At 53.7% G+C, this 22,356-nt stretch carries 19 protein-coding genes; 11 read left to right on the top strand and 8 right to left on the bottom strand.

Going from position 1 to position 22,356, the window contains the following annotated elements:
* Positions 1–7 precede the first annotated feature (7 nt).
* The 3 genes from oadA to citS form a co-directional block, all read right to left on the bottom strand.
* On the bottom strand, positions 8–1,783 hold the full coding sequence (gene oadA / locus ACFK9X_RS04690) for a sodium-extruding oxaloacetate decarboxylase subunit alpha (protein ID WP_151115706.1): 1,776 nt from the start codon (positions 1,781–1,783) through the stop codon (positions 8–10).
* Positions 1,784–1,799: 16 nt separating this feature from the next.
* Positions 1,800–2,039, bottom strand: coding sequence for an oxaloacetate decarboxylase subunit gamma (locus tag ACFK9X_RS04695; protein ID WP_001001154.1), 240 nt, complete (start codon positions 2,037–2,039; stop codon positions 1,800–1,802).
* 158 nt (positions 2,040–2,197) lie between these two features.
* Positions 2,198–3,538 (bottom strand): citrate/sodium symporter CitS, encoded by a 1,341-nt coding sequence (citS, locus tag ACFK9X_RS04700; RefSeq protein ID WP_000183602.1) that lies wholly within the window; start codon positions 3,536–3,538, stop codon positions 2,198–2,200.
* Positions 3,539–3,782: 244 nt separating this feature from the next.
* On the opposite strand from citS, the gene citC reads away from it, so the two are divergent.
* The 11 genes from citC (at position 3,783) to caiF (ending at position 16,620) form a co-directional block, all read left to right on the top strand.
* Entirely contained in the window at positions 3,783–4,826 is a 1,044-nt protein-coding gene (citC, locus tag ACFK9X_RS04705) for a [citrate (pro-3S)-lyase] ligase (protein ID WP_072095630.1), read from the top strand.
* Positions 4,827–4,855: 29 nt separating this feature from the next.
* The gene (citD, locus tag ACFK9X_RS04710; RefSeq protein WP_000691461.1) at positions 4,856–5,149 is read left to right on the top strand and encodes a citrate lyase acyl carrier protein; all 294 of its coding nucleotides are present in this window, start codon (positions 4,856–4,858) and stop codon (positions 5,147–5,149) included.
* Positions 5,146–6,015, top strand: a complete 870-nt coding sequence (gene citE / locus ACFK9X_RS04715; protein WP_001247801.1) for a citrate (pro-3S)-lyase subunit beta — start codon at positions 5,146–5,148, stop codon at positions 6,013–6,015. Before citD ends, citE begins: the two co-directional genes overlap by 4 nt.
* A gap of 10 nt (positions 6,016–6,025) precedes the next feature.
* Positions 6,026–7,546, top strand: a complete 1,521-nt coding sequence (citF, locus tag ACFK9X_RS04720) for a citrate lyase subunit alpha (RefSeq protein ID WP_151115708.1) — start codon at positions 6,026–6,028, stop codon at positions 7,544–7,546.
* Complete coding sequence (gene citX / locus ACFK9X_RS04725) at positions 7,546–8,097, top strand: citrate lyase holo-[acyl-carrier protein] synthase (protein WP_000679050.1); 552 nt, start codon at positions 7,546–7,548, stop codon at positions 8,095–8,097. The genes citF and citX overlap by 1 nt, the downstream gene beginning before the upstream one ends.
* Positions 8,075–8,983, top strand: coding sequence for a triphosphoribosyl-dephospho-CoA synthase CitG (citG, locus tag ACFK9X_RS04730; RefSeq protein ID WP_151115710.1), 909 nt, complete (start codon positions 8,075–8,077; stop codon positions 8,981–8,983). The genes citX and citG overlap by 23 nt, the downstream gene beginning before the upstream one ends.
* Before the next feature lie 179 nt (positions 8,984–9,162).
* Positions 9,163–9,984, top strand: a complete 822-nt coding sequence (gene dapB, locus ACFK9X_RS04735) for a 4-hydroxy-tetrahydrodipicolinate reductase (protein WP_024157993.1) — start codon at positions 9,163–9,165, stop codon at positions 9,982–9,984.
* A 223-nt stretch (positions 9,985–10,207) separates the two neighbouring features.
* Positions 10,208–10,666, top strand: coding sequence for an IS200/IS605-like element IS200F family transposase (gene tnpA / locus ACFK9X_RS04740; protein ID WP_000502121.1), 459 nt, complete (start codon positions 10,208–10,210; stop codon positions 10,664–10,666).
* An 890-nt stretch (positions 10,667–11,556) separates the two neighbouring features.
* Positions 11,557–12,705, top strand: a complete 1,149-nt coding sequence (gene carA / locus ACFK9X_RS04745) for a glutamine-hydrolyzing carbamoyl-phosphate synthase small subunit (RefSeq protein WP_151115712.1) — start codon at positions 11,557–11,559, stop codon at positions 12,703–12,705.
* An 18-nt stretch (positions 12,706–12,723) separates the two neighbouring features.
* On the top strand, positions 12,724–15,951 hold the full coding sequence (carB, locus tag ACFK9X_RS04750; RefSeq protein WP_151115714.1) for a carbamoyl-phosphate synthase large subunit: 3,228 nt from the start codon (positions 12,724–12,726) through the stop codon (positions 15,949–15,951).
* 273 nt (positions 15,952–16,224) lie between these two features.
* Positions 16,225–16,620, top strand: a complete 396-nt coding sequence (caiF, locus tag ACFK9X_RS04755) for a carnitine metabolism transcriptional regulator CaiF (RefSeq protein WP_000333324.1) — start codon at positions 16,225–16,227, stop codon at positions 16,618–16,620.
* Between the two features lie 77 nt (positions 16,621–16,697).
* Here caiF and caiE read toward each other — a convergent pair whose 3' ends face one another.
* The 5 genes from caiE to caiA all read right to left on the bottom strand — a co-directional run bounded on the left by caiE (position 16,698) and on the right by caiA (position 22,329).
* Positions 16,698–17,294, bottom strand: coding sequence for a carnitine operon protein CaiE (gene caiE, locus ACFK9X_RS04760; protein ID WP_000122863.1), 597 nt, complete (start codon positions 17,292–17,294; stop codon positions 16,698–16,700).
* A 108-nt stretch (positions 17,295–17,402) separates the two neighbouring features.
* Positions 17,403–18,188, bottom strand: a complete 786-nt coding sequence (gene caiD, locus ACFK9X_RS04765) for a crotonobetainyl-CoA hydratase (RefSeq protein WP_000004383.1) — start codon at positions 18,186–18,188, stop codon at positions 17,403–17,405.
* A gap of 53 nt (positions 18,189–18,241) precedes the next feature.
* Entirely contained in the window at positions 18,242–19,795 is a 1,554-nt protein-coding gene (caiC, locus tag ACFK9X_RS04770) for a crotonobetaine/carnitine-CoA ligase (protein WP_151115717.1), read from the bottom strand.
* Between the two features lie 62 nt (positions 19,796–19,857).
* Entirely contained in the window at positions 19,858–21,075 is a 1,218-nt protein-coding gene (gene caiB, locus ACFK9X_RS04775) for an L-carnitine CoA-transferase (protein WP_001016212.1), read from the bottom strand.
* Positions 21,076–21,186: 111 nt separating this feature from the next.
* Positions 21,187–22,329 (bottom strand): crotonobetainyl-CoA dehydrogenase, encoded by a 1,143-nt coding sequence (caiA, locus tag ACFK9X_RS04780; RefSeq protein ID WP_151115719.1) that lies wholly within the window; start codon positions 22,327–22,329, stop codon positions 21,187–21,189.
* Positions 22,330–22,356 lie beyond the last annotated feature (27 nt).

Consider the following 22,356-nt stretch of genomic DNA (forward strand, 5'->3'; position numbering starts at 1 on the left):
CTCGTCCTTACGCCAGCGTCATCAGGGTGTCGCCGACGGAGACCGCATCGCCGGACTTCACCGCGATACCGCGTACCGTCCCGGCCTGCGCGGCGCGAATTTCGGTTTCCATCTTCATGGCTTCCAGAATCAGCAGCACATCGCCTTCGGCCACCGTCTGGCCCTCGGTGGCAATCACCTTCCAGATGTTGCCCGCCAGCGGCGCGGTGACCGGGGTGCCGGCGCCTGCGGGAGCGGCAGCCTGAACCGGTGCGGAAGAGGCTGCCGGAACAGCCGCAGTAAGCTGGCTGATATCGCCGCCGTCGCTGACCTTCACCACAAAGGCTTTGCCTTCCACTTCCACGGTGTAGATACCGGAGGCGGCAGGCTTCTCTGCTTTTGCCACCGGCTGCGCGGCTTCCGCCTGCGGCACCGGCTCAAACGCCGCCGGGTTGTGGCGGTTCTCAAGGAATTTGAGGCCGATTTGCGGGAACAGCGCCACGGTGAGCACGTCGTCGATGGCGTTTCCCGCCAGAGTGATGCCCTTCTCCTGCGCCTGGCGCCTGACGTCCGCTTCCAGTTCAGCCAGTTCCGGTTTGAGTAAATCCGCCGGACGGCAGGTCACCGGAGCGCCCCCTTCCAGCACGCGGGCCTGTAACGCGGTGTTCACCGGCACCGGGGTGTGGCCGTATTCGCCTTTCAGAATGCCAGCGGTTTCTTTGGCGATGGTTTTGTAGCGCTCGCCGGTCAGGACGTTGAGCACCGCCTGGGTGCCGACAATCTGTGAGGTGGGGGTCACCAGCGGGATAAAGCCGAGGTCCTCGCGCACGCGGGGGATTTCCGCCAGCACCTGGTCGAGTTTGTCCGCCGCGTTCTGCTGCTTCAGCTGGCTTTCGAGGTTGGTGAGCATTCCGCCCGGTACCTGGGCCACCAGAATACGGCTGTCGTAGCCCTTCAGCTGGCCTTCAAAGGCGTGATACTTTTTGCGCACCTCGCGGAAGTACGCGGCGATATTTTCCAGCTTCAGGATATCCAGCCCGGTGTCGTGCTCAGTACCTGCCAACGTCGCCACCAGCGCTTCGGTGGCCGGGTGGCCGTAGGTGGCGCTCATGGACGAAATTGCCGTGTCGACGCCGTCGACGCCCGCCTCGATAGCCTTCAGCAGGGCCATCTCCGCCATCCCGGTGGTGGCGTGACAGTGCAGGTGCAGGCGCACGTCATAGCGTTTTTTGATTTCGCTGACCAGGTCATACGCCGCCACTGGCGTCAGGATACCGGACATATCCTTGATGGCAATCGAGTCAACGCCGGTTTCCAGCAGTTGCTCCGTTAAATCCAGCCAGGTCTGCAGGGTGTGCGCCGGGCTGGTGGTGTACGAGAGCGTGCCCTGGGCGTGCGCGCCGTGGCTGCGCACCGCCTGCAGTGCGGCTTTCATATTGCGCGGGTCGTTCATGGCATCGAAGACGCGGAACACGTCCATGCCGTTTTTCACCGCGCGTTCGACGAAGCGTTCCACCACGTCATCGGCGTAGTGGCGGTAGCCGAGCAGGTTCTGGCCGCGCAGCAGCATCTGCAGCGGGGTTTTGGGCATGGCTTTTTTGAGTTCGCGCAGGCGCAGCCACGGGTCTTCGCCGAGAAAGCGGATACAGGCGTCAAAGGTGGCGCCGCCCCAGCACTCCAGCGACCCGTAGCCCACGTCATCGAGCGCGGCGGCAATCGGCAGCATGTCATCAAGGCGCAGGCGGGTGGCGAACAGAGACTGGTGGGCGTCACGCAGGACGACGTCGGTAATGGCAATGGTCATGGATCCCTCCGGGAAATTAAACGTGGTGGCGGTGATGGTGAATGGCGGCGGCAATCACCGGCTTTAAGCGGGTGAAGTCGTCCACGACGGGAACGGCACGCGGTGCGGGCGCGGCGACGGGCTCCGGGAAGAAGCGAGTAATCACGGCAGACATGCCGCGAATGGCAAAGATGAGCAGGAACAGAAAGCTCAGTACGAACCCCATCCCTAAAAACATCAGGGTGAAACCTTCACCCAGTAGTACAGCTTCATTCATGAATCATTTTCCATAATGAGAGGCACGACGGTGGCCTTGACGACAACCTTCCTGGTGAATCCGGCTAAGGAGTAGAGTGGATTTCCCTTGGCCACCTCTGGCTTTGGCCTCTACTTTTCTCCAGGTCGTTTGCGGCAAAGACACCGCCGTGCGTTTTTTTACACCATCATGCTGAACACGATGCTAGCGATAACCAGCACAATACCGCCGCCCAGACGAGAGGAAATTTGTGCATATGAAATGAGGTTCATACGGTTACAGGCGGAGAGCACTTCCAGATCGCCGGAGCCGCCGCGGTTGGCCATACAAAGACCCGCAGTAATGGATGATTCAATCGGGTAGAAGCCAATCAACCAGCCCCCGATAGCTGCGCCAACGACAGCGCCGACCACAATGATTGCGGCGATAACGACGTTCGCGAACGTCAGGGCATCGATGATCTCTTGCAGATCGGTGTAGCAAACACCCACACCTACCATCAGCACCCACAGTAGCTGTTTGGAGAAGAAGTCAGAAAGACGTTTCGCCCCGGCTTTAATCTCCGGTGAGCAAAGACCTGATGCGTTCAGCGCAGCAACAATCAGAACCATCCAGGCGAAGTAGTGAATAGAGACGCCGCCGATGCTTGGCAGAATTTTCTTGGCAACGACATAGGCCAGCAGGAAGCAGGTGGTGGATAACACCATGCCAACCGCCGTTTCACGATGGGTAATCTGACCGGCCTTTTCATCATCTTCGGTTTTGAAGGAAGCCTTACGAACCAACTCACCTTCACCGCTAAGCCAGGTGTATTTTTTGCCTATCATATCGAGGAGGGCGGCGAAAATAATGGCGAAGATATTCGCAATGGTCAGAATAGCAATAGCCGTTGAGTAATACTCTTCGCGAGAACGTCCGGTAACCGAGTGATAAATTTCAGACAGAGGCACGGCGCCCGCGCCGTTACCACCGCCCATAATCGGCAGAACGTACAGCATCATGATACGGTCGACCGGGATACCGAAGCACAGACCAATGACGATACCGAAAAGGGACGCGCCGACAATCCCGGCGAGGATGGTTGGGATATAGCCCAGCAGTGATTTTAATAGCAGCTTACGGTTTACCGACAGGATCGCGCCTGTGATCAACACTGCGATAAACAGGTTAAGGAAGTTGCTTTTATCCATTACGTTGCTGATCGCATCAATTTCTTTCTGCGTAAATATGCCAGCATAGACAAAATAAGCTGCAACCAGAAATATCATAACCGGTGCGCCACCAATATATTTATTGAAGATCGGTAAACGTTTGCCGATTTCACCAAAAATGGCCCCCATCACAAACATAAGGGCAAAACCACCGACTAAGTCAGTCGGTATAGCATTATAAAAATGAGAAAGTAATAAAGTAATTAATGCAAAGGCATAAAGCGGTAGCGGCATACCAAAGATTTTGAATCTGAGTAAATCGCTAGCCCCCTTTTTCTCCGTCGCCGAAGCCTGGGTCATGTTGGTCATAAACATTTTCCTGTGTATTGATGGATAACAAGACCCGCGCATACTAATAAATTCAATGAACCGTGAGATGTGACTATCTTCACTGAATGGTTGTGTTTTTAATTAATTTAATTATTTTTATTAACTCTGGTTAATTAAGGAAATAAAAACCATAAAGCTTATAAAAGCAAGGGGGAAAGTGTGATGTCTATTCCAGACGAGTAATACAAACGCTGGCGAAATATGCGACGTTATTTGCTGACGGATGCAGAATAGAGTGAATCTAATATTTAAACGCATTTATTTGCAAAAGGATGTATTGCGTCGCGAGTCGGTCGCCATGTTTCTGGAGGGCGTGGGACTCGCCCTGGAAGATGATTGTGAAATCGCGGTATGCGCATATTGGCAGGGTGAGATAGTCGGGTGCGGTTCTCTGGCCGGGAACGTACTGAAATGCATCGCCGTTTCCCCGGTTTTACAAGGGGAAGGGCTCAGCCTCAAACTGCTGACTGAGCTGCTTACATTGGCCTACGAGTTAAACCGCAGCGAGCTTTTCCTGTTCACTAAGCCGCAAAATCGGTTGCTGTTTTCTGGCGCGGGGTTTTGGCCCATTGCGCAGGCAGGTGAGCTGGCGGTGTTAATGGAGAACAGCAGTGAACGGTTAGCGCGCTTTTGTCGCCAACTGGCGCTTTATCGTCAACCGGGAAAAACGATCGGCGCCATCGTCATGAACGCCAATCCGTTTACATTGGGCCACCGTTATCTGGTGGAGCAAGCGGCTGCGGCCTGTGACTGGTTGCATCTGTTTGTGGTCAAAGAAGATGCTTCATTTTTTTCCTATACCGACCGTTGGGCGCTGATCGAACAAGGAATCGCGGGTATTGACAACGTCACGTTGCATTCCGGCTCCGCTTATATGATCTCGCGTGCGACGTTTCCCGGCTATTTCCTCAAAGAAAAAGGGGTTGTGGACGACTGCCATTGCCAGATCGATCTGCAACTCTTCCGTGAACATCTGGCTCCAGCGCTGGGGATTACCCATCGTTTTGTCGGCAGTGAACCGTTTTGCCCTCTGACCTGTGCCTATAACCAGCGAATGCACGACATTTTGCACGATCCGAAGCGTAGCGGCCCGGTTATTGAGGTCGTCGAGCTGGCGCGGGTGGAGAAAAACGGCGCGGCTATTTCCGCCTCTCGCGTCAGAAAACTGTATAGCGAACGTAATTGGTCGGCAATAAGCGCGCTGGTGCCTGCTGGCACCCTGGCATATCTGCAGCGGCATGCCGCCAGACACACTGAAACCATATGACGTAACACCGTTAACAAGGAACATAACTAATGAAAATCATTAAAGATGCCCTGGCAGGCACGCTGGAATCCAGCGATGTGATGATCAGGATTGGTCCATCCAGCGAGCCAGGAATTCGGCTGGAGCTAGAGAGTCTGGTGAAGCAGCAGTTTGGCGCGGCGATTGAGCAGGTGGTTCGGGAAACGCTGGCGAAGCTGGGCGTTGAACGCGCGCTGGTTAGCGTCGATGACAAAGGCGCGCTGGAGTGTATTTTACGCGCCCGAGTGCAGGCGGCGGCGTTACGCGCTGCAGAACAAACGGAAATTCAATGGAGTGCGTTATGAGACCTCGTCGCAGTATGTTGTTTATCCCCGGCGCAAATGCGGCCATGTTGAGCACCTCGTTTGTCTATGATGCGGACGCGGTGATGTTCGACTTAGAAGACGCCGTAGCATTACGTGAGAAAGATACCGCCCGTCTTTTAGTCCATCACGCGCTTCAACATCCGTTCTATCAGGATGTTGAAAAAGTGGTGCGCATTAATCCACTGAACACGCCATTCGGTCTGGCCGATCTTGAGGCCGTCGTGCGTGGTGGCGCGGATATCGTGCGTCTGCCGAAAACCGACAGCAAAAACGATGTGCTGGAGCTGGAAGCGCAGGTTGAACGGATCGAACGTGAATGTGGACGTGAAGTCGGCAGTACCAGGCTGATGGCGGCGATCGAATCAGCGAAAGGCGTGGTCAATGCCGTCGACATCGCCACCTCCAGCCCGCGCATGGTGGCAATTGCGCTGGCGGCATTTGATTACGTGATGGATATGGGCACCAGCCGGGGCGATGGCACCGAGCTGTTCTACGCCCGCTGCGCAGTGCTGCATGCGGCGCGCGTTGCGGGTATTGCCGCCTATGATGTCGTTTGGTCGGATATCAATAATGAAGAAGGCTTCCTGAAGGAAGTGCAGTTGGCGAAAGGGCTTGGTTTTAACGGTAAGTCCTTAGTGAACCCACGTCAGATTGAGCTGTTACATCAGGCTTATTCTCCGACACGTAAAGAAGTTGAGCATGCGTATGAGGTGATTGCCGCCGCTGAAGAGGCTGAGTCTCGCGGTCTGGGCGTCGTTTCACTCAACGGCAAAATGATTGACGGCCCGATTATCGACCACGCGCGTAAAGTGGTGGCGCTGTCGGCTTCCGGTATTCGTGATTAAGGAAGGAACCATGAAAGAGACTGTAACCATGCTCAACCAGCAATATGTCGTACCGGAAGGATTACAGCCCTACCAGGGGGTAACAGCGAACAGCCCGTGGCTTGCCAGTGAAACGGAAAAGCGTCGGCGTAAAATTTGTGACTCGCTTGAAGAGGCTATCCGTCGTTCCGGGCTTAAAAATGGCATGACGATATCCTTCCACCATGCGTTTCGTGGTGGCGACAAAGTTGTCAATATGGTGATGGCGAAGCTGGCGGAAATGGGATTCCGCGATCTGACGCTTGCCTCCAGCTCATTAATTGATGCCCACTGGCCGCTTATCGAACACATTAAAAATGGCGTGGTGCGGCAGATTTACACCTCCGGGCTGCGCGGCAAGTTAGGGGAAGAGATCTCCGCTGGCCTGATGGAAAACCCGGTACAGATCCACTCTCACGGCGGCCGCGTAAAACTGATTCAGAGCGGTGAGCTGAATATTGATGTCGCTTTCCTCGGCGTGCCGTGCTGCGATGAATTTGGTAATGCTAACGGCTTTAGCGGCAAGTCACGCTGCGGCTCTTTGGGGTATGCGCAGGTTGATGCGCAGTACGCTAAATGTGTGGTGCTCCTGACTGAAGAGTGGGTCGAATTCCCCAATTATCCGGCCAGTATCGCGCAGGATCAGGTTGATTTGATCGTACAGGTGGACGAAGTAGGGGATCCGGAAAAAATCACCGCGGGTGCGATTCGTCTGTCCAGCAACCCGCGTGAACTGTTGATCGCCCGGCAGGCGGCCAATGTGATCGAACACTCAGGTTATTTTTGTGATGGTTTCTCGCTGCAAACCGGCACCGGTGGCGCTTCTCTGGCGGTCACCCGTTTCCTGGAAGACAAAATGCGTCGCCACAACATTACGGCGAGTTTTGGCCTGGGCGGGATCACCGGCACCATGGTGGATCTGCATGAGAAAGGGTTGATCAAAGCGCTGCTGGATACGCAATCATTCGATGGCGATGCAGCCCGTTCACTGGCGCAGAATCCACATCATATTGAAATCTCAACCAATCAATACGCGAACCCCGCCTCTAAAGGCGCAGCATGCGAACGCCTGAACGTGGTGATGCTGAGCGCGCTGGAAATTGACGTGAATTTCAACGTTAACGTGATGACCGGTTCAAACGGCGTACTGCGTGGCGCATCGGGCGGCCATAGCGATACGGCAGCAGGGGCCGATCTCACCATTATTACCGCACCGCTGGTCCGTGGCCGAATCCCATGCGTGGTGGAAAAAGTGCTGACTACCGTCACGCCTGGGGCAAGTGTTGATGTGCTGGTTACCGACCATGGTATTGCGGTGAACCCTGCGCGTCAGGATCTGCTTGATAACCTGCGTGCTGCGGGCGTGGCGCTGACGACCATCGAACAACTGCAACAGCGCGCTGAGCAACTGACCGGTAAACCGCAGCCGATTGAGTTTACCGATCGGGTGGTGGCTGTGGTGCGTTATCGCGACGTTTCAGTGATTGACGTGATTCGCCAGGTTAAAGGCTGATGAAGGGCACAGACCTGCTGTACCAGGGCCAGGCAGTTACGCTGGAGGAGATGCTACAAGCGCGCGATAAACGTGCCGCCAGGCAGCGTCAGGCGTTGAACTGCTATCGGCTACCGTTGATTTCCCTCACGCTGGTTGCACCGGGCGCCGTTAAAAACTCAGCGGTCTGGCGGCGTGTCGCCGATTACGCAATTGCCGAAATACTGGCGCTTTGCGAACAGAAGGAGTGGGTCAACGTCTGGGAAATGCAGGTAAATGAACGCAGCGGCCCGGAATGGATGGCAGCGGTCTGTGCGCCGGCAATGGCGTTGAAACAGCACATGTCGACACTAGAGATGAGCCATCCGTTAGGGCGGCTTTGGGACATCGACATTATTGATAGCGACGGTAAGTCGCTATCACGCCGTGAACTCGGGCATCCTGCCCGGCCATGTTTGATATGCCAGCAGGATGCTCATCTCTGTGCCCGGGGCAAGCATCACACCCTTGACCTTTTGTTGGATGAAATTGCACGAAGGATTGAATGCTATGAACGTGAGCGTTGTGACTGAACGGCGTACGCCAGCGTACTCATCGCTGGCGGCTGGCGAACTTAATGGGTTGGTTGCAAGAGCGCTGCTGACGGAAGCCAGGCTGACACCAAAACCCGGTCTGGTCGATATTCGTAATTCGGGAGCGCATAGGGATATGGATCTGGCGGCATTTGAACGTAGTACTACCGCCATTGCTCCGTGGATGGAAAAGTTTTTTATCATGGGCAACAACACGGCGGCGCTGGCGGCAGAAAATGTCCTGGTGATGCTGCGTCCGCTGGGGATGGCCTGTGAGAACGATATGCTACAGGAGACCAATGGTGTGAATACCCATCGCGGGGCGATTTTCGCTTTTGGCCTGCTGAGTGCAGCGATTGGCCGACTTCTCGCGCGGGGAGAACCGTTGGAGCAAAATCGTATCTGCGACCAGGTTGCCCGCCTGAGTCGGAATATTGTTGCCCACGAGCTCTCAGCAAAAAAAGCGGGAAAACTGACAAAGAGTGAAACCCATTTCCAGTGCTATGGCCTGTCGGGCGCGCGGGGAGAAGCGGAAAGCGGTTTTCGAACCGTCAGAACGCAGGCTTTGCCGGTGTTTAACCGGGTCGTGCAGGAGCATGACGATACCCATCTTGCCCTACTGCAAACATTGTTGCATCTGATGGCGTGGAATGATGATACCAATCTGGTGTCACGGGGAGGCCTGGAAGGGCTTTACTACGTGCAGCAGCAGGCACAAAAATTGTTGTGGCAAGGGGGCGTATTGGTTGAGGGGGGCATTGAAGCGATGCAGTCCCTCGATGATGAACTCATCCTGCGTAACTTAAGCCCTGGCGGTAGCGCGGATTTACTGGCAGTGACCTGGTTTTTAAGTCATTTTCCTGCCGGTTCCCTCTATCCTGAGTAAGTTTCTCTTCTTTCATTCTCTCCAGCAATGATTCATCCTGCGGGATGAATCATGTCTTTTACTGATATCGCTCCCTGTTTATCATTAATTTCTAATTATCGGCGATTTTAGATGGCGGCCTCCGGGCGCGCTGGTTACTCTGAAAACGGTTTACGCAATTTTTACAAAAGAGAATAGCTATGCATGAAGCACAAATCCGCGTCGCCATTGCCGGCGCCGGTGGCCGCATGGGACGGCAGTTAATCCAGGCCGCCATGGCGATGGAAGGTGTTCAGCTGGGTGCCGCGCTGGAGCGCGAAGGCTCTTCCTTGCTGGGCAGCGATGCTGGCGAACTGGCCGGGGCGGGAAAGTCCGGCGTGACCGTTCAAAGCAGCCTTGAGGCGGTAAAAGATGATTTTGACGTTTTCATCGATTTTACCCGTCCGGAAGGCACGTTGACGCATCTGGCGTTTTGCCGCCAGCATGGTAAAGGGATGGTGATTGGTACTACCGGCTTTGACGACGCCGGTAAACAGGCCATTCGCGAGGCGTCGCAAGAGATTGCGATCGTTTTCGCCGCAAACTTTAGCGTCGGCGTTAACGTCATGCTCAAGCTGCTGGAGAAAGCCGCGAAGGTAATGGGCGACTATAGCGATATTGAAATTATTGAAGCGCACCACCGCCATAAAGTGGATGCACCGTCGGGTACGGCTCTGGCAATGGGCGAGGCAATCGCCGGGGCGCTGGATAAAGATCTGAAGGACTGCGCGGTCTACTCGCGTGAAGGTTATACCGGCGAGCGCGTACCGGGAACGATTGGCTTTGCAACCGTACGCGCGGGCGACATCGTCGGCGAACATACCGCGATGTTTGCCGATATTGGCGAGCGCGTAGAGATTACGCATAAAGCTTCCAGCCGCATGACTTTTGCAAATGGCGCGTTGCGATCGGCATTATGGCTAAAAACGAAGAAAAATGGGCTATTTGACATGCGGGACGTGCTGGGGCTGGATGTATTATAGCGACTAAATACCTTCGTGATGTGGTTGTGGTAATCAAGATTAATTGATTACAAAGGGCAAGATATTATTGCCCTTTTGTTGTCTATGGAAAACCCCCAGCTAGGCTGGGGGTTCCGGAAAGCTTTCAGCTTTAAGCCAGTTATTAAAACCCCTTTTGATTTGTTAAAACATCTTGCGGTCTGGCAACTGCAAAAGTTCAACAAGAAATCAAAAGGGGGTCCCAATGGGGGACGAAAAGAGCTTAGCGCACACCCGATGGAACTGTAAATATCACATAGTTTTCGCGCCCAAATACCGAAGACAAGCGTTCTATGGAGAGAAGCGTAGGGCAGTAGGCAGCATATTAAGAAAATTGTGTGAATGGAAAAACGTACGAATCCTGGAAGCGGAATGTTGTGCAGATCATATTCACATGCTTCTGGAGATCCCGCCGAAGATGAGTGTGTCGAGCTTCATGGGATATCTGAAGGGTAAAAGTAGTCTGATGCTTTACGAGCAGTTTGGGGATCTAAAATTCAAATACAGGAACAGGGAGTTCTGGTGCAGAGGGTACTATGTCGATACGGTGGGTAAGAACACGGCGAAGATACGGGAATACATAAAGCACCAGCTTGAAGAGGATAAAATGGGTGAGCAATTATCGATCCCTTATCCGGGCAGCCCGTTTACGGGCCGTAAGTAACGAAGTTTGATGCAAATGTCAGATCGTATGCGCCTGTTAGGGCGCGGCTGGTAAGAGAGCCTTACAGGCGCATCTGAAAAACCTCCGGCTATGCCGGAGGATATTTATTTTTGCCCCCCGGTTATTTGGTCAGATAAATAACGCCTTTCACCATTCATGTTTCGACAGTTTCTTCTCCCACGACATGTTCTGCCGCAGTGGCTTACCGTATGCAAAAGGCACCTCGACCAGACTGATAAGACTGATATCCATTGGGGGGTTAGTGCTGTTCCACGGGATCGTTTTATCTATTTTGCTTCAATAAGTTAGCTTTTTTATGCTGTAGTGAGGCTGTTTGTGGTCCAATCGTATGCGCCTGTCTTAAAGAAAAAGAAGTTAGATATTAATATCTAAATTGGAGTTATCATTATATTGTCTTAACTTGCTGTTTTTTGTGATTTTATGATGCGTTTGATTTTATTTTTTCTTTTTATAACAAGTTGATTTTTAAGTTATTTTTGTTGTTAATTTGCTTAATTTTAAATTTTTATTAATTTAATAATATTAATGGCTATTAAATGAATTTTTATCGTTGTTTTTTGTTGTTTTAATGTGAAATTTGACCATTTGGTCCACTTTTTATCATGACAGCCAGTTTTTTGCGAACTCAAGGAAGCGCAAGCGTTTTCTATCGTCACTTAGTTGATCTTTTTGCCTATTAAACAGAATAACTTACTTATAATGTGCAAAATAACATAAAAAACACCCGCTTTAAGTTGACTTTTATCCGGCTTAACTTCAGAATGCCGCCGTTTGCCAGAAATCCACGGGTAAGCAAATTTGCATTGCTTCATACTGACTGAATGAATTAATATGCAAATAAAGTGAGTGAATATTCTCTGGAGGGTGTTTTGATTAAGTCAGCGCTATTGGTTCTGGAAGACGGAACCCAGTTTCACGGTCGGGCCATAGGGGCAACAGGTTCGGCGGTTGGGGAAGTCGTTTTCAATACTTCAATGACCGGTTATCAAGAAATCCTCACTGATCCTTCCTATTCCCGCCAAATCGTCACTCTTACTTATCCCCATATTGGTAATGTCGGCACCAATGAAGCCGATGAAGAATCTTCTCAGGTTCATGCGCAAGGTTTAGTGATTCGCGATCTGCCGTTGATTGCCAGCAACTTTCGTAACACAGAAGACCTCTCTTCTTACCTCAAACGCCATAACATCGTGGCGATTGCTGATATCGATACCCGCAAGCTGACCCGACTGCTGCGTGAGAAAGGCGCACAGAACGGCTGCATCATTGCAGGCGATAGCCCGGATGCGAAGCTGGCGCTGGAAAAAGCGAAAGCATTTCCTGGACTTAACGGTATGGATCTGGCGAAAGAAGTGACCACGGCGGAAACTTACCGCTGGACGCAGGGTAGCTGGACGCTGAAAGACGGTTTACCGGAAGCGAAATCTGAGGATGACCTGCCGTTCCATGTGGTGGCCTATGATTTCGGCGCGAAGCGCAACATCCTGCGTATGCTGGTGGATCGCGGCTGCCGCCTGACGGTGGTGCCAGCGCAAACCTCTGCTGAAGAGGTGCTGAAAATGAATCCGGACGGCATCTTCCTGTCAAACGGCCCTGGCGACCCGGCTCCGTGCGACTACGCGATTACTGCTATCCAGAAATTCCTCGAAACCGACATTCCGCTATTTGGCATCTGCCTCGGTCATCAGCTACTGGCGCTGGCGAGCGGTGCGAAGACCGTTAAGATGAAGTTCGGCCATCACGGCGGCAACCATCCGGTAAAAGATATGGACAGAAACGTGGTAATGATCACCGCGCAGAACCACGGCTTTGCGGTGGATGAAGACTCGCTGTCCGCCAACCTGCGCGTGACCCACAAGTCGCTGTTCGACGGCACCCTGCAAGGGATTCACCGTACCGACAAACCGGCGTTCAGCTTCCAGGGCCACCCGGAGGCGAGCCCCGGCCCGCACGATGCGGCGCCGCTGTTCGACCACTTTATCGAGCTTATTGAGCAATACCGTCAGTCCGCGAAATAATCAGGAGTAATAAGAGCCATGCCAAAACGTACAGATATAAAAAGCATCCTGATTCTGGGCGCGGGCCCGATTGTTATCGGTCAGGCGTGTGAGTTTGACTACTCCGGCGCTCAGGCGTGTAAAGCCCTGCGCGAAGAGGGCTATCGCGTCATTCTGGTGAACTCCAACCCGGCCACCATCATGACCGACCCGGAAATGGCCGATGCCACCTACATCGAGCCGATTCACTGGGAAGTGGTGCGCAAAATCATTGAAAAAGAGCGTCCGGATGCGGTGCTGCCGACCATGGGCGGCCAGACCGCGCTGAACTGCGCGCTGGAGCTGGAGCGGCAGGGCGTGCTGGAAGAGTTCGGCGTCACCATGATTGGCGCCACCGCCGACGCCATTGATAAAGCCGAAGACCGTCGTCGCTTCGATATCGCGATGAAGAAAATTGGTCTCGACACCGCGCGTTCCGGTATCGCACACACTATGGAAGAAGCGCTGGCGGTTGCCGCTGACGTGGGCTTCCCGTGCATCATCCGTCCTTCCTTTACCATGGGCGGCACCGGCGGCGGTATCGCTTACAACCGTGAAGAGTTCGAAGAAATCTGCGAACGCGGTCTGGATCTCTCGCCAACCAACGAACTGCTGATTGATGAATCGCTGATCGGCTGGAAAGAGTACGAGATGGAAGTGGTGCGTGATAAAAACGACAACTGCATCATCGTCTGCTCTATCGAAAACTTCGATGCCATGGGTATCCACACCGGTGACTCGATCACCGTGGCGCCCGCGCAGACTCTGACCGACAAAGAATACCAAATCATGCGTAACGCCTCGATGGCGGTTCTGCGTGAAATCGGCGTCGAAACCGGCGGTTCTAACGTCCAGTTCGCAGTGAACCCGAAAAACGGCCGTCTGATCGTTATCGAAATGAACCCGCGCGTATCCCGCTCCTCGGCGCTGGCGTCGAAAGCCACCGGTTTCCCGATTGCCAAAGTGGCCGCCAAACTGGCGGTAGGTTACACCCTTGACGAACTGATGAACGACATCACCGGCGGGCGCACTCCGGCCTCCTTCGAGCCGTCCATCGACTATGTGGTTACTAAAATTCCGCGCTTTAACTTTGAGAAATTCGCCGGTGCCAACGACCGTCTGACCACCCAGATGAAATCGGTCGGAGAAGTGATGGCGATTGGCCGCACGCAGCAGGAATCCCTGCAAAAAGCGCTGCGCGGCCTGGAAGTCGGCGCCACCGGTTTTGACCCGAAAGTGAGCCTCGACGACCCGGAAGCGCTGACCAAAATCCGCCGCGAGCTGAAAGACGCGGGCGCAGATCGTATCTGGTACATCGCCGATGCTTTCCGTGCGGGCTTGTCTGTGGATGGCGTCTTTAACCTGACCAACATCGACCGCTGGTTCCTGGTGCAAATTGAAGAGCTGGCGCGTCTGGAAGAGAAAGTGGCTGAAGTCGGGATTACTGGCCTCAACGCCGACTTCCTGCGTCAGCTCAAGCGTAAAGGGTTTGCCGATGCGCGTCTGGCAAAACTGGCTGGCGTACGCGAGGCGGAAATCCGTAAGCTGCGCGATCAGTATGACCTGCACCCGGTTTACAAACGCGTGGATACCTGCGCGGCGGAATTCGCCACCGATACCGCCTACATGTACTCCACTTATGAAGATGAGTGCGAAGCGAACCCGTCCGTTGACCGCGATAAAATCATGGTCCTCGGCGGCGGCCCGAACCGTATCGGCCAGGGTATCGAATTTGACTACTGCTGCGTACACGCCTCGCTGGCGCTGCGCGAAGACGGTTACGAGACCATCATGGTCAACTGTAACCCGGAAACCGTCTCCACCGACTACGACACTTCCGACCGTCTGTACTTCGAGCCGGTGACGCTGGAAGACGTGCTGGAAATCGTGCGCATCGAGAAGCCGAAAGGCGTTATCGTGCAGTACGGCGGCCAGACCCCGCTGAAGCTGGCGCGCGCGCTGGAAGCGGCAGGCGTGCCGGTTATCGGCACCAGCCCGGACGCCATCGACCGCGCGGAAGACCGTGAACGCTTCCAGCATGCGGTTGACCGTCTGAAGCTGAAGCAACCGGCCAACGCCACCGTCACCGCCATTGAACAGGCTGTCGAAAAAGCGAAAGAGATCGGCTACCCGCTGGTGGTACGTCCTTCTTACGTGCTGGGCGGTCGGGCGATGGAAATTGTCTATGACGAAGCCGACCTGCGTCGCTACTTCCAGACGGCGGTCAGCGTCTCTAACGATGCGCCGGTGCTGCTGGACCGCTTCCTTGATGACGCGGTTGAAGTGGACGTGGACGCTATCTGCGACGGCGAAATGGTGCTGATTGGCGGCATTATGGAGCACATTGAGCAGGCGGGCGTACACTCCGGCGACTCCGCCTGTTCCCTGCCGGCCTACACGCTGAGCCAGGAAATTCAGGACGTGATGCGCCAGCAGGTGCAGAAGCTGGCCTTCGAGTTGCAGGTGCGCGGCCTGATGAACGTGCAGTTTGCGGTCAAGGACAACGAAGTCTACCTGATTGAAGTCAACCCGCGTGCGGCGCGTACCGTACCGTTCGTCTCTAAAGCCACCGGCGTGCCTCTGGCGAAAGTGGCGGCGCGCGTGATGGCCGGCAAATCGCTGACCGAGCAGGGCGTGACCAAAGAAATTATCCCGCCGTACTACTCGGTGAAAGAAGTGGTGTTGCCGTTTAACAAATTCCCGGGCGTTGACCCGCTGTTAGGGCCAGAAATGCGCTCCACCGGGGAAGTGATGGGCGTCGGCCGTACCTTCGCGGAAGCGTTCGCTAAGGCGCAGCTGGGCAGTAACTCCACCATGAAGAAACAGGGCCGTGCGCTGCTCTCCGTCCGCGAAGGCGACAAAGAGCGCGTGGTGGATCTCGCCGCCAAGCTGCTGAAACAGGGCTTTGAGCTGGATGCCACCCACGGTACGGCGATTGTGCTGGGCGAAGCCGGTATCAACCCGCGTCTGGTGAACAAGGTGCATGAAGGTCGTCCGCACATTCAGGACCGTATCAAGAATGGCGAATACACCTACATCATCAACACCACCGCAGGTCGCCGCGCGATTGAAGACTCCAGGGTGATTCGCCGCAGCGCGCTGCAGTACAAGGTGCATTATGACACCACGCTGAACGGCGGTTTTGCCACGACGATGGCGCTCAATGCCGATGCCACCGAGAAGGTAACCTCGGTGCAGGAAATGCACGCGCAGATCAAAAAGTCGTAAACAAAGGGTTCGGCGGATATTGCTCTAACCGGACCTGTAATATAATGTTGAAAGGGTTTCTGTAAAGAAACCCTTTTTTTATCTTGCGTAAGGTCATTCCTGGAGAAGTCCGTTTCCGTAACCACATTTTCAATGTAATAAGCACGATATTGCTCACACTAATCAATATTTAAGTCGCATACTATCTTGCATATCCACAATTTTAATATGGCTTAGTTTTTATTAGTTTGGACAGGCCGTAGCCAGATTTTTAATTTGTGAAATGGTGTGCTTATGTGTGAAAAATATGTTGAAAGACCGCTTTATTTGTTAATTGCTGACTGGATGATGGCAGAGAACCGATGGATCACTGCCAGGGAGATTTCCCGTCAATTTGATATTGAACATTGCAAAGCAATTAATACGCTCTCCTATATTCTGTCAGAAGTGGGGGAAATTGTTTGTGAAGTGAAGATGATCCCTAACCAAATTGCAGGACGAGGCTGCCAGTGCCAGCGTCTGGTGAAAGTCGTGAGTATCGACTCTCAACTCTATCGCCGATTGAATCATAATTTGCAGGAAAGAAAAGTGAGCGTGGCGAAAGCGCCGCGGCTGTCTGCCGTTCCCCCCACAGAGCTAAACCGTGAGCAGAAATGGCAGATGATGCTCTCCAAGAGTATGCGTCGCTAATTGTCTGTTTAACCTGCTGGCGGGGTAAACGGTAATTGACGCGTAGGCCGGATAAGCGTGAGCGCATCCGGCATCAATTACTGTGCTGATTTTGGCTTCACGTCCGTCGTGCCTTTCAGGCGCGGTCGGTTTTCTTCGACCTGCGTTAACGGCTTCGTTTCAGATAACCCCGTTCGACAACGGATCGCAAGATCCTGATATTCTTTGGTATTGAGGCGTTTCCAGTGCAGCTCCTGGTCTGTAACCTGGCGTAGTACGCGCGCCGGTGAACCCACCAGCAGTTGCCTTGCCTCACCTTGAAATCCGGCTTTGACAAAACTCATGGCGGCGACAATGCTCTCTTCGCCAATCACTGCGCCGTCCATAATGACGCTGTTCATGCCGACCAGGGCGTCCCGTCCCACCACGCAGCCATGTAAAATAGCGCCGTGGCCGATATGGCCGTTCTCATGCACGATGGTATCGGTATCGCAGTAGCCATGCATAATGCAGCCATCCTGCAGATTAGAGCCGGCCTCCAGGATCAGGCGACCATAATCCCCACGCAATGACGCGAGTGGGCCAATATAAACACCGGCGCCCACGATGACATCGCCAATCAGCACGGCGCTGGGATGGACAAACGCGTCCGGATGCACCACCGGGATCAGTCCTTCAAAGGCGTAATAGCTCATAGTTGTACCTCGGTTTTTTGCCGGATGGCAGCGTAAACACCTTATCCGGCCTACGGTTGCGCATGTGCTGTAGGCCGGATGAGCGAAGCGCCATCCGGCATAGTCACATTAACGACCTTTCCACACCGGATCGCGTTTTTCGGCAAATGCCTGCGGTCCTTCGAGCGCATCTTCTGAATGCAGTACCGACGGATAATGCTTCAGTACGCCGCTGCGGATGTAGCGGTAGCCTTCTTCTACCGGCATTTCGCTGGTCGCGCGATAAATCTCTTTCAGCGCCGCGATAGCCAGCGGGGCGCTATTGACCAGTTGTTGCGCCAGTTCGCGCGCGCTATCCATCAGTTCGCTCTGGCTGACAACGCGGTTCACGACTCCCCAACGCAGCGCTTCTTCGGCGCTCATTCGTCTGCCGGTCATTACCATTTCGTTGACGATAGCCGGCGGCAACAGCTTAGGCAGGCGCAAAACGCCGCCGCTGTCAGGCACGATGCCTAGCTTTGCTTCCGGCAGCGCGAAGCTGGCGTTTTCGGCGCAGACAATAAAGTCCGCCGCCAGCGCCAGCTCAAAACCGCCGCCAAACGCGTAGCCGTTCACCGCGGCGATAACCGGCTTATCGAGGTCAAATATTTCGGTTAAACCGGCAAAGCCGCCGGGACCAAAATCGGCATCCGGCGCTTCACCTTCCGCTGCCGCTTTTAAGTCCCAGCCAGCAGAAAAGAATTTCTCCCCGCCGCCGGTAATGATTGCTACGCGTAATTCCGGATCGTCACGGAAATTAAGAAAAGCTTCACCCATTGCAAAGCTGGTTTTGGCATCAATGGCATTCGCTTTAGGTCGGTCGAGGGTAATTTCCAGGATCGGGCCGTTACGGGTCAGATGTAATGACTCACTCATAGTTCATCTCCAGATAAATAGTTTCCCGGCGGGAGGGATTCCTGCCGGAAGGTTTATTTCAGATTTTTTTTGATTATTTTTCCTGAACAGTTGCGCGGCAGGTCAGTTCTGATCTCCATAAAAGAGGGAACCTTGAATTTCGCCATATTGTTTTCGCAAAAGCTGAAAAACTCGGCTTCGCTTAATGTTTCACCTTCATTAAGGACGATAAATGCTTTAATGGCCTCATCACGGATCGCGTCTTTAGTACCGACCACCACAATGTCCTGAATTTTCGGATGCGCAGAAATAATATTTTCCAGCTCGACGCAGGAGACATTTTCCCCGCCACGTTTAATCATGTTGCAGCGTCTGTCGACAAAATAGAAATAGCCATCCTCATCCTGGTAACCCGAATCACCGGTATGTAACCAGCCCTCTGGTTCCAGCGCCCTGGCGGTTGCCTCCGGCTGCATGTAATACTCTTTGAAGATAGTCTTGCCGGGGATGCCTTTAATACAGATTTCGCCAATTTCTCCGGCGGGCAGCGGGCGATTTTGATCGTCGCGAATTTCAGCTTCATAGCTAAAACCCACGCGACCAATGGAAGGACAGCGCCGTTTGTCTCCGGGACGGTCGCCAATAATTCCGACAATGGTTTCAGTCATACCATAAGAGGTCAGCAGCCTGACGCCAAAGCGTTCGGTAAAGGCGTCTTTTTCCTGTGCGGATAGATTGAGATAGAACATCACTTCGCGCAGATGATGCTGCCTGTCCGTTGGTGCGGCGGGCTGGACCATCAGCGTGCGGATCATCATAGGAATGCACTCGGTCACCGTCGCCTGATATTTACGTACCTGATCCCAGAAGGCCCTGGCGCTGTACTTCTCCAGGAGCACAAAGGTGCTGCCAGCGGAAAAGGCTGGCATTGCGGCGGTACACTGGCAGTCGATATGAAAAGCGGGCATCACCGTCATGTACACGTCATCATCGCGCAGGGCGATTTGCCAGGCAGAGTAGTAGCCTGCAAAACGCAGGTTATAGTGGGTAATCACCACCCCTTTTGGACGCGAGGTGGTACCGGAGGTAAACAGAATTTCCGCCGTATCGTCAGTGGATAACACGGGCGTATAGCACAGCGTGGCCGATTGACGTGCTTGCAGTTGGGAAAAGTGGCTCACGCCATCGTCAGCCGGAAGCTGCTCGCCAATCAGACAGATATGATTAAGCGGAGTGCTATTGTCCTGGCGTATTTCACGGTACATAGGATAAAACTGGGCGCTGGTAACCAGCAGACTCACCTGGCTGTTTTGCAGGATCCAGGCGCTTTCTTCGCCCAGTAAGCGGGCATTAATCGGCACCATAATGGCACCGATTTTTGCCAGTCCAAACCAGCAAAAGATGAATTCCGGACAGTTATCCAGATGCAGCGCGACCCTATCACCCTTGCGGATCCCTAAGGAATAAAAAAGGTTCGCCGTGCGGTTAATCTCTTCATTGAGCGAAGCATAGCTAAACTGCCGAACGATTCCCTCACAGGATTCGAAAATTAACGCCGTTTTATCTCCGTACACCCCGGCCAGGTCGTCCCACATCTGACGTAAGTTTTGTCCGCCAACGATATCCATATTGCTTTATCCACTGAAATCAGGCGTGAGCGCTAACCGGAAAACCGATTAGCGCATCGCGTTTAATCCTCAACTTTGGCCAGGCCTTTGCCGACCAGTTCCTTAATATCTGCTTCGCTATAACCAATGTTTTTCAGAATGGCGGCGGTATCCATGCCGTGTGACGGCATGCCACGCCAGATTTTCCCTGGGTTGTTTTTAAATTTCGGCATGATGTTCGGCCCTTTACAGGTGCGACCGTCCATTGTTTGCCACTGAGTAATCGATTCGCGGGCAACGTACTGCGGATTACCTTCCAGTTCCGGAATGGTGAGCACCTTCGCACAGGCGATATTCAGCTCAGCAAAACGCGCCTGAACGTCGGCGATGGTGTGTGTTGCCAGCCAGGCGTCCAGTTTCTCTTCGACGAGCGGGCCGTAAGGGCATTCCACGCGATGGATGAGCTGCGTGCCTTCCGGAACTTCCGGCGTACCAAGAATATGGGCCAGGCCAATATCTTTAAAACACTCGTTGATTTGCGTGATGCCGACCAACTCCATGACGATGTAACCATCGGCGCATTTATACAGGCCGCAACCAGCGTAGTAGGGGTCTTTCCCTTTCGTCATACGTGGACAGATTTCGCCGCCGTTGAAGTAGTCCATCATGAAGTACTGACCCATGCGCAGCATCACTTCGTACATGGCGATATCGATGCTTTCACCTTTACCCGTTTCGCGTACTTTGTGCAGGGCCGCCAGCGCGGCTGTCGTCGCGGTCATCCCGGAGAAGTAATCGGCGGTATACGGGAAGGCTGGCATCGGTTGGTCAACGTCGCCGTTTTGGATCAGATAACCACTGAATGCCTGCGCGATGGTGTTATACGCCGGAAGATTGGTGTACTCCTCGGTACCATACTGGCCGAAGCCGGAAAGGTGGGCAATGACCAGTTTCGGGTTATGTTCCCACAGCACTTCATCAGTAATACCACGGCGGGCAAAGGCCGGGCCTTTACTGGCTTCAATGAAAATATCGGTGGTTTCCATCAGTTTCAGAAACGCTTCCCGACCTTCATCTTTGAAAATATTCAGCGACAGGGCGTGCAGGTTGCGGCGTGAGAGCTGCGGGTAGTTAGGCTGTACGCGAATGGTATCGGCCCATGCGACGTTTTCAATCCAGATAACCTCGGCGCCCCATTCGGCGAACATCTGTCCGGCGAATGGACCGGCGATTTCGATTCCTGAAAAAACAACGCGTACCCCAGCAAGAGGGCCAAAGGTTGGCATTGGTAAATGATTCATCATTTTTCTCCTGGCATTTTTTGCGGTATGTAGGCCGGATAAGCACAGCGCCATCCGGCATGATTGCCTGATGGCGACGCCCCGCGTCTTATCAGGCCTACAAGGGATCGATTAGCGGTATTGCTTAAGTACCGCACGACCCAACGTCAGGATCTGCATTTCATCAGAACCACCAGAAACACGGTCAACGCGCAGGTCACGCCAGAAACGCGTGATGCGGTGGTTGCCCGCGATACCAACACCTCCCAGTACCTGCATGGCGGTGTCTACCACTTCAAACGCGGCGTTGGCGCAGAAGTATTTGCACATTGCCGCGTTGCCGGAGGTAATGGTGCCGTTATCCGCTTTCCACGCGGCTTCCAGCAGCATATTTTTCATGGAGTTCAGTTTGATCGCCATATGCGCAAACTTCTCCTGAATCAGCTGGAAACGGCCAATAGCTTCACCAAACTGCACGCGCTGATTAGCGTAACGCGCAGCGTCTTCAAAAGCGCACATTGCGGTACCGCAGTTGGTCAGCGCGACGAGGAAGCGCTCATGGTCAAACTCTTCTTTCACGCGGTTGAAGCCGTTACCTTCCCGACCGAACATGTCTTTTTCGTCCAGTTCAACGTCGTCAAAGGTGATTTCACAGCAGCTATCCATGCGCAGACCGAGTTTCTCCAGTTTGTTGACCTTGATACCTGCTTTGCTCATGTCCACAAACCACTCGGTGTAAACCGGTTTATCCGGCGATGCACCGTCTCTCGCCATGACCACGATGTACGGGGTATAGGCGCTACTGGTGATAAAGCACTTACTGCCATTGAGATAAACCTTACCATTTTTGCGCGTATAAGTGGTTTTCAGACTACCAACATCCGATCCCGCTCCTGGTTCGGTGATAGCAGAGTTCCACATCTGCTTACCGGTGCCCCGGAAGGCCATGATTTTATCAATTTGCTCCTGAGTCCCTTCACGCAGGAAAGTGTTAAAACCTCCTGGCAATTGGTACAACACGTAAGTTGGCGCGCCAAGACGTCCCAGCTCCATCCAGACGGCGGCGACGGTAACAAAACCCGCTTCCAGACCGCCGTGTTCCTCCGGGATCAGCAGGCTATCAATACCCATATCCGCCAGCGCTTTTACAAAACGCTCAGGGTAGACGCTGTCACGATCGCACTCGGCAAAATAAGCTTCCCAGTTCTCACTGGCCATCAGTTCGCGAATACCGGCGACAAACAGCTCCTGTTCGTCATTTAAGTTGAAATCCATCTTTCAGCCTCTTGATCAATTGGGTTA

This window comes from Salmonella sp. WC3 (assembly GCF_042932255.1).
Classification (GTDB): Bacteria; Pseudomonadota; Gammaproteobacteria; order Enterobacterales; family Enterobacteriaceae; genus Salmonella; species Salmonella enterica.

Excerpts from the sequence above, each read along its gene's own strand:
- citS (WP_000183602.1), bottom strand. The coding sequence starts at position 3,538 with ATGACCAACATGACCCAGGCTTCGGCGACGGAGAAAAAGGGGGCTAGC.
- caiA (WP_151115719.1), bottom strand. The coding sequence starts at position 22,329 with ATGGATTTCAACTTAAATGACGAACAGGAGCTGTTTGTCGCCGGTATT.
- dapB (WP_024157993.1), top strand. The coding sequence starts at position 9,163 with ATGCATGAAGCACAAATCCGCGTCGCCATTGCCGGCGCCGGTGGCCGC.
- oadA (WP_151115706.1), bottom strand. The coding sequence starts at position 1,783 with ATGACCATTGCCATTACCGACGTCGTCCTGCGTGACGCCCACCAGTCT.
- citE (WP_001247801.1), top strand. The coding sequence starts at position 5,146 with ATGAGACCTCGTCGCAGTATGTTGTTTATCCCCGGCGCAAATGCGGCC.
- caiD (WP_000004383.1), bottom strand. The coding sequence starts at position 18,188 with ATGAGTGAGTCATTACATCTGACCCGTAACGGCCCGATCCTGGAAATT.
- citC (WP_072095630.1), top strand. The coding sequence starts at position 3,783 with ATGCAGAATAGAGTGAATCTAATATTTAAACGCATTTATTTGCAAAAG.
- caiB (WP_001016212.1), bottom strand. The coding sequence starts at position 21,075 with ATGAATCATTTACCAATGCCAACCTTTGGCCCTCTTGCTGGGGTACGC.
- caiE (WP_000122863.1), bottom strand. The coding sequence starts at position 17,294 with ATGAGCTATTACGCCTTTGAAGGACTGATCCCGGTGGTGCATCCGGAC.
- tnpA (WP_000502121.1), top strand. The coding sequence starts at position 10,208 with ATGGGGGACGAAAAGAGCTTAGCGCACACCCGATGGAACTGTAAATAT.
- ACFK9X_RS04695 (WP_001001154.1), bottom strand. The coding sequence starts at position 2,039 with ATGAATGAAGCTGTACTACTGGGTGAAGGTTTCACCCTGATGTTTTTA.
- citG (WP_151115710.1), top strand. The coding sequence starts at position 8,075 with ATGAACGTGAGCGTTGTGACTGAACGGCGTACGCCAGCGTACTCATCG.
- citX (WP_000679050.1), top strand. The coding sequence starts at position 7,546 with ATGAAGGGCACAGACCTGCTGTACCAGGGCCAGGCAGTTACGCTGGAG.
- citF (WP_151115708.1), top strand. The coding sequence starts at position 6,026 with ATGAAAGAGACTGTAACCATGCTCAACCAGCAATATGTCGTACCGGAA.
- caiC (WP_151115717.1), bottom strand. The coding sequence starts at position 19,795 with ATGGATATCGTTGGCGGACAAAACTTACGTCAGATGTGGGACGACCTG.
- citD (WP_000691461.1), top strand. The coding sequence starts at position 4,856 with ATGAAAATCATTAAAGATGCCCTGGCAGGCACGCTGGAATCCAGCGAT.
- caiF (WP_000333324.1), top strand. The coding sequence starts at position 16,225 with ATGTGTGAAAAATATGTTGAAAGACCGCTTTATTTGTTAATTGCTGAC.
- carB (WP_151115714.1), top strand. The coding sequence starts at position 12,724 with ATGCCAAAACGTACAGATATAAAAAGCATCCTGATTCTGGGCGCGGGC.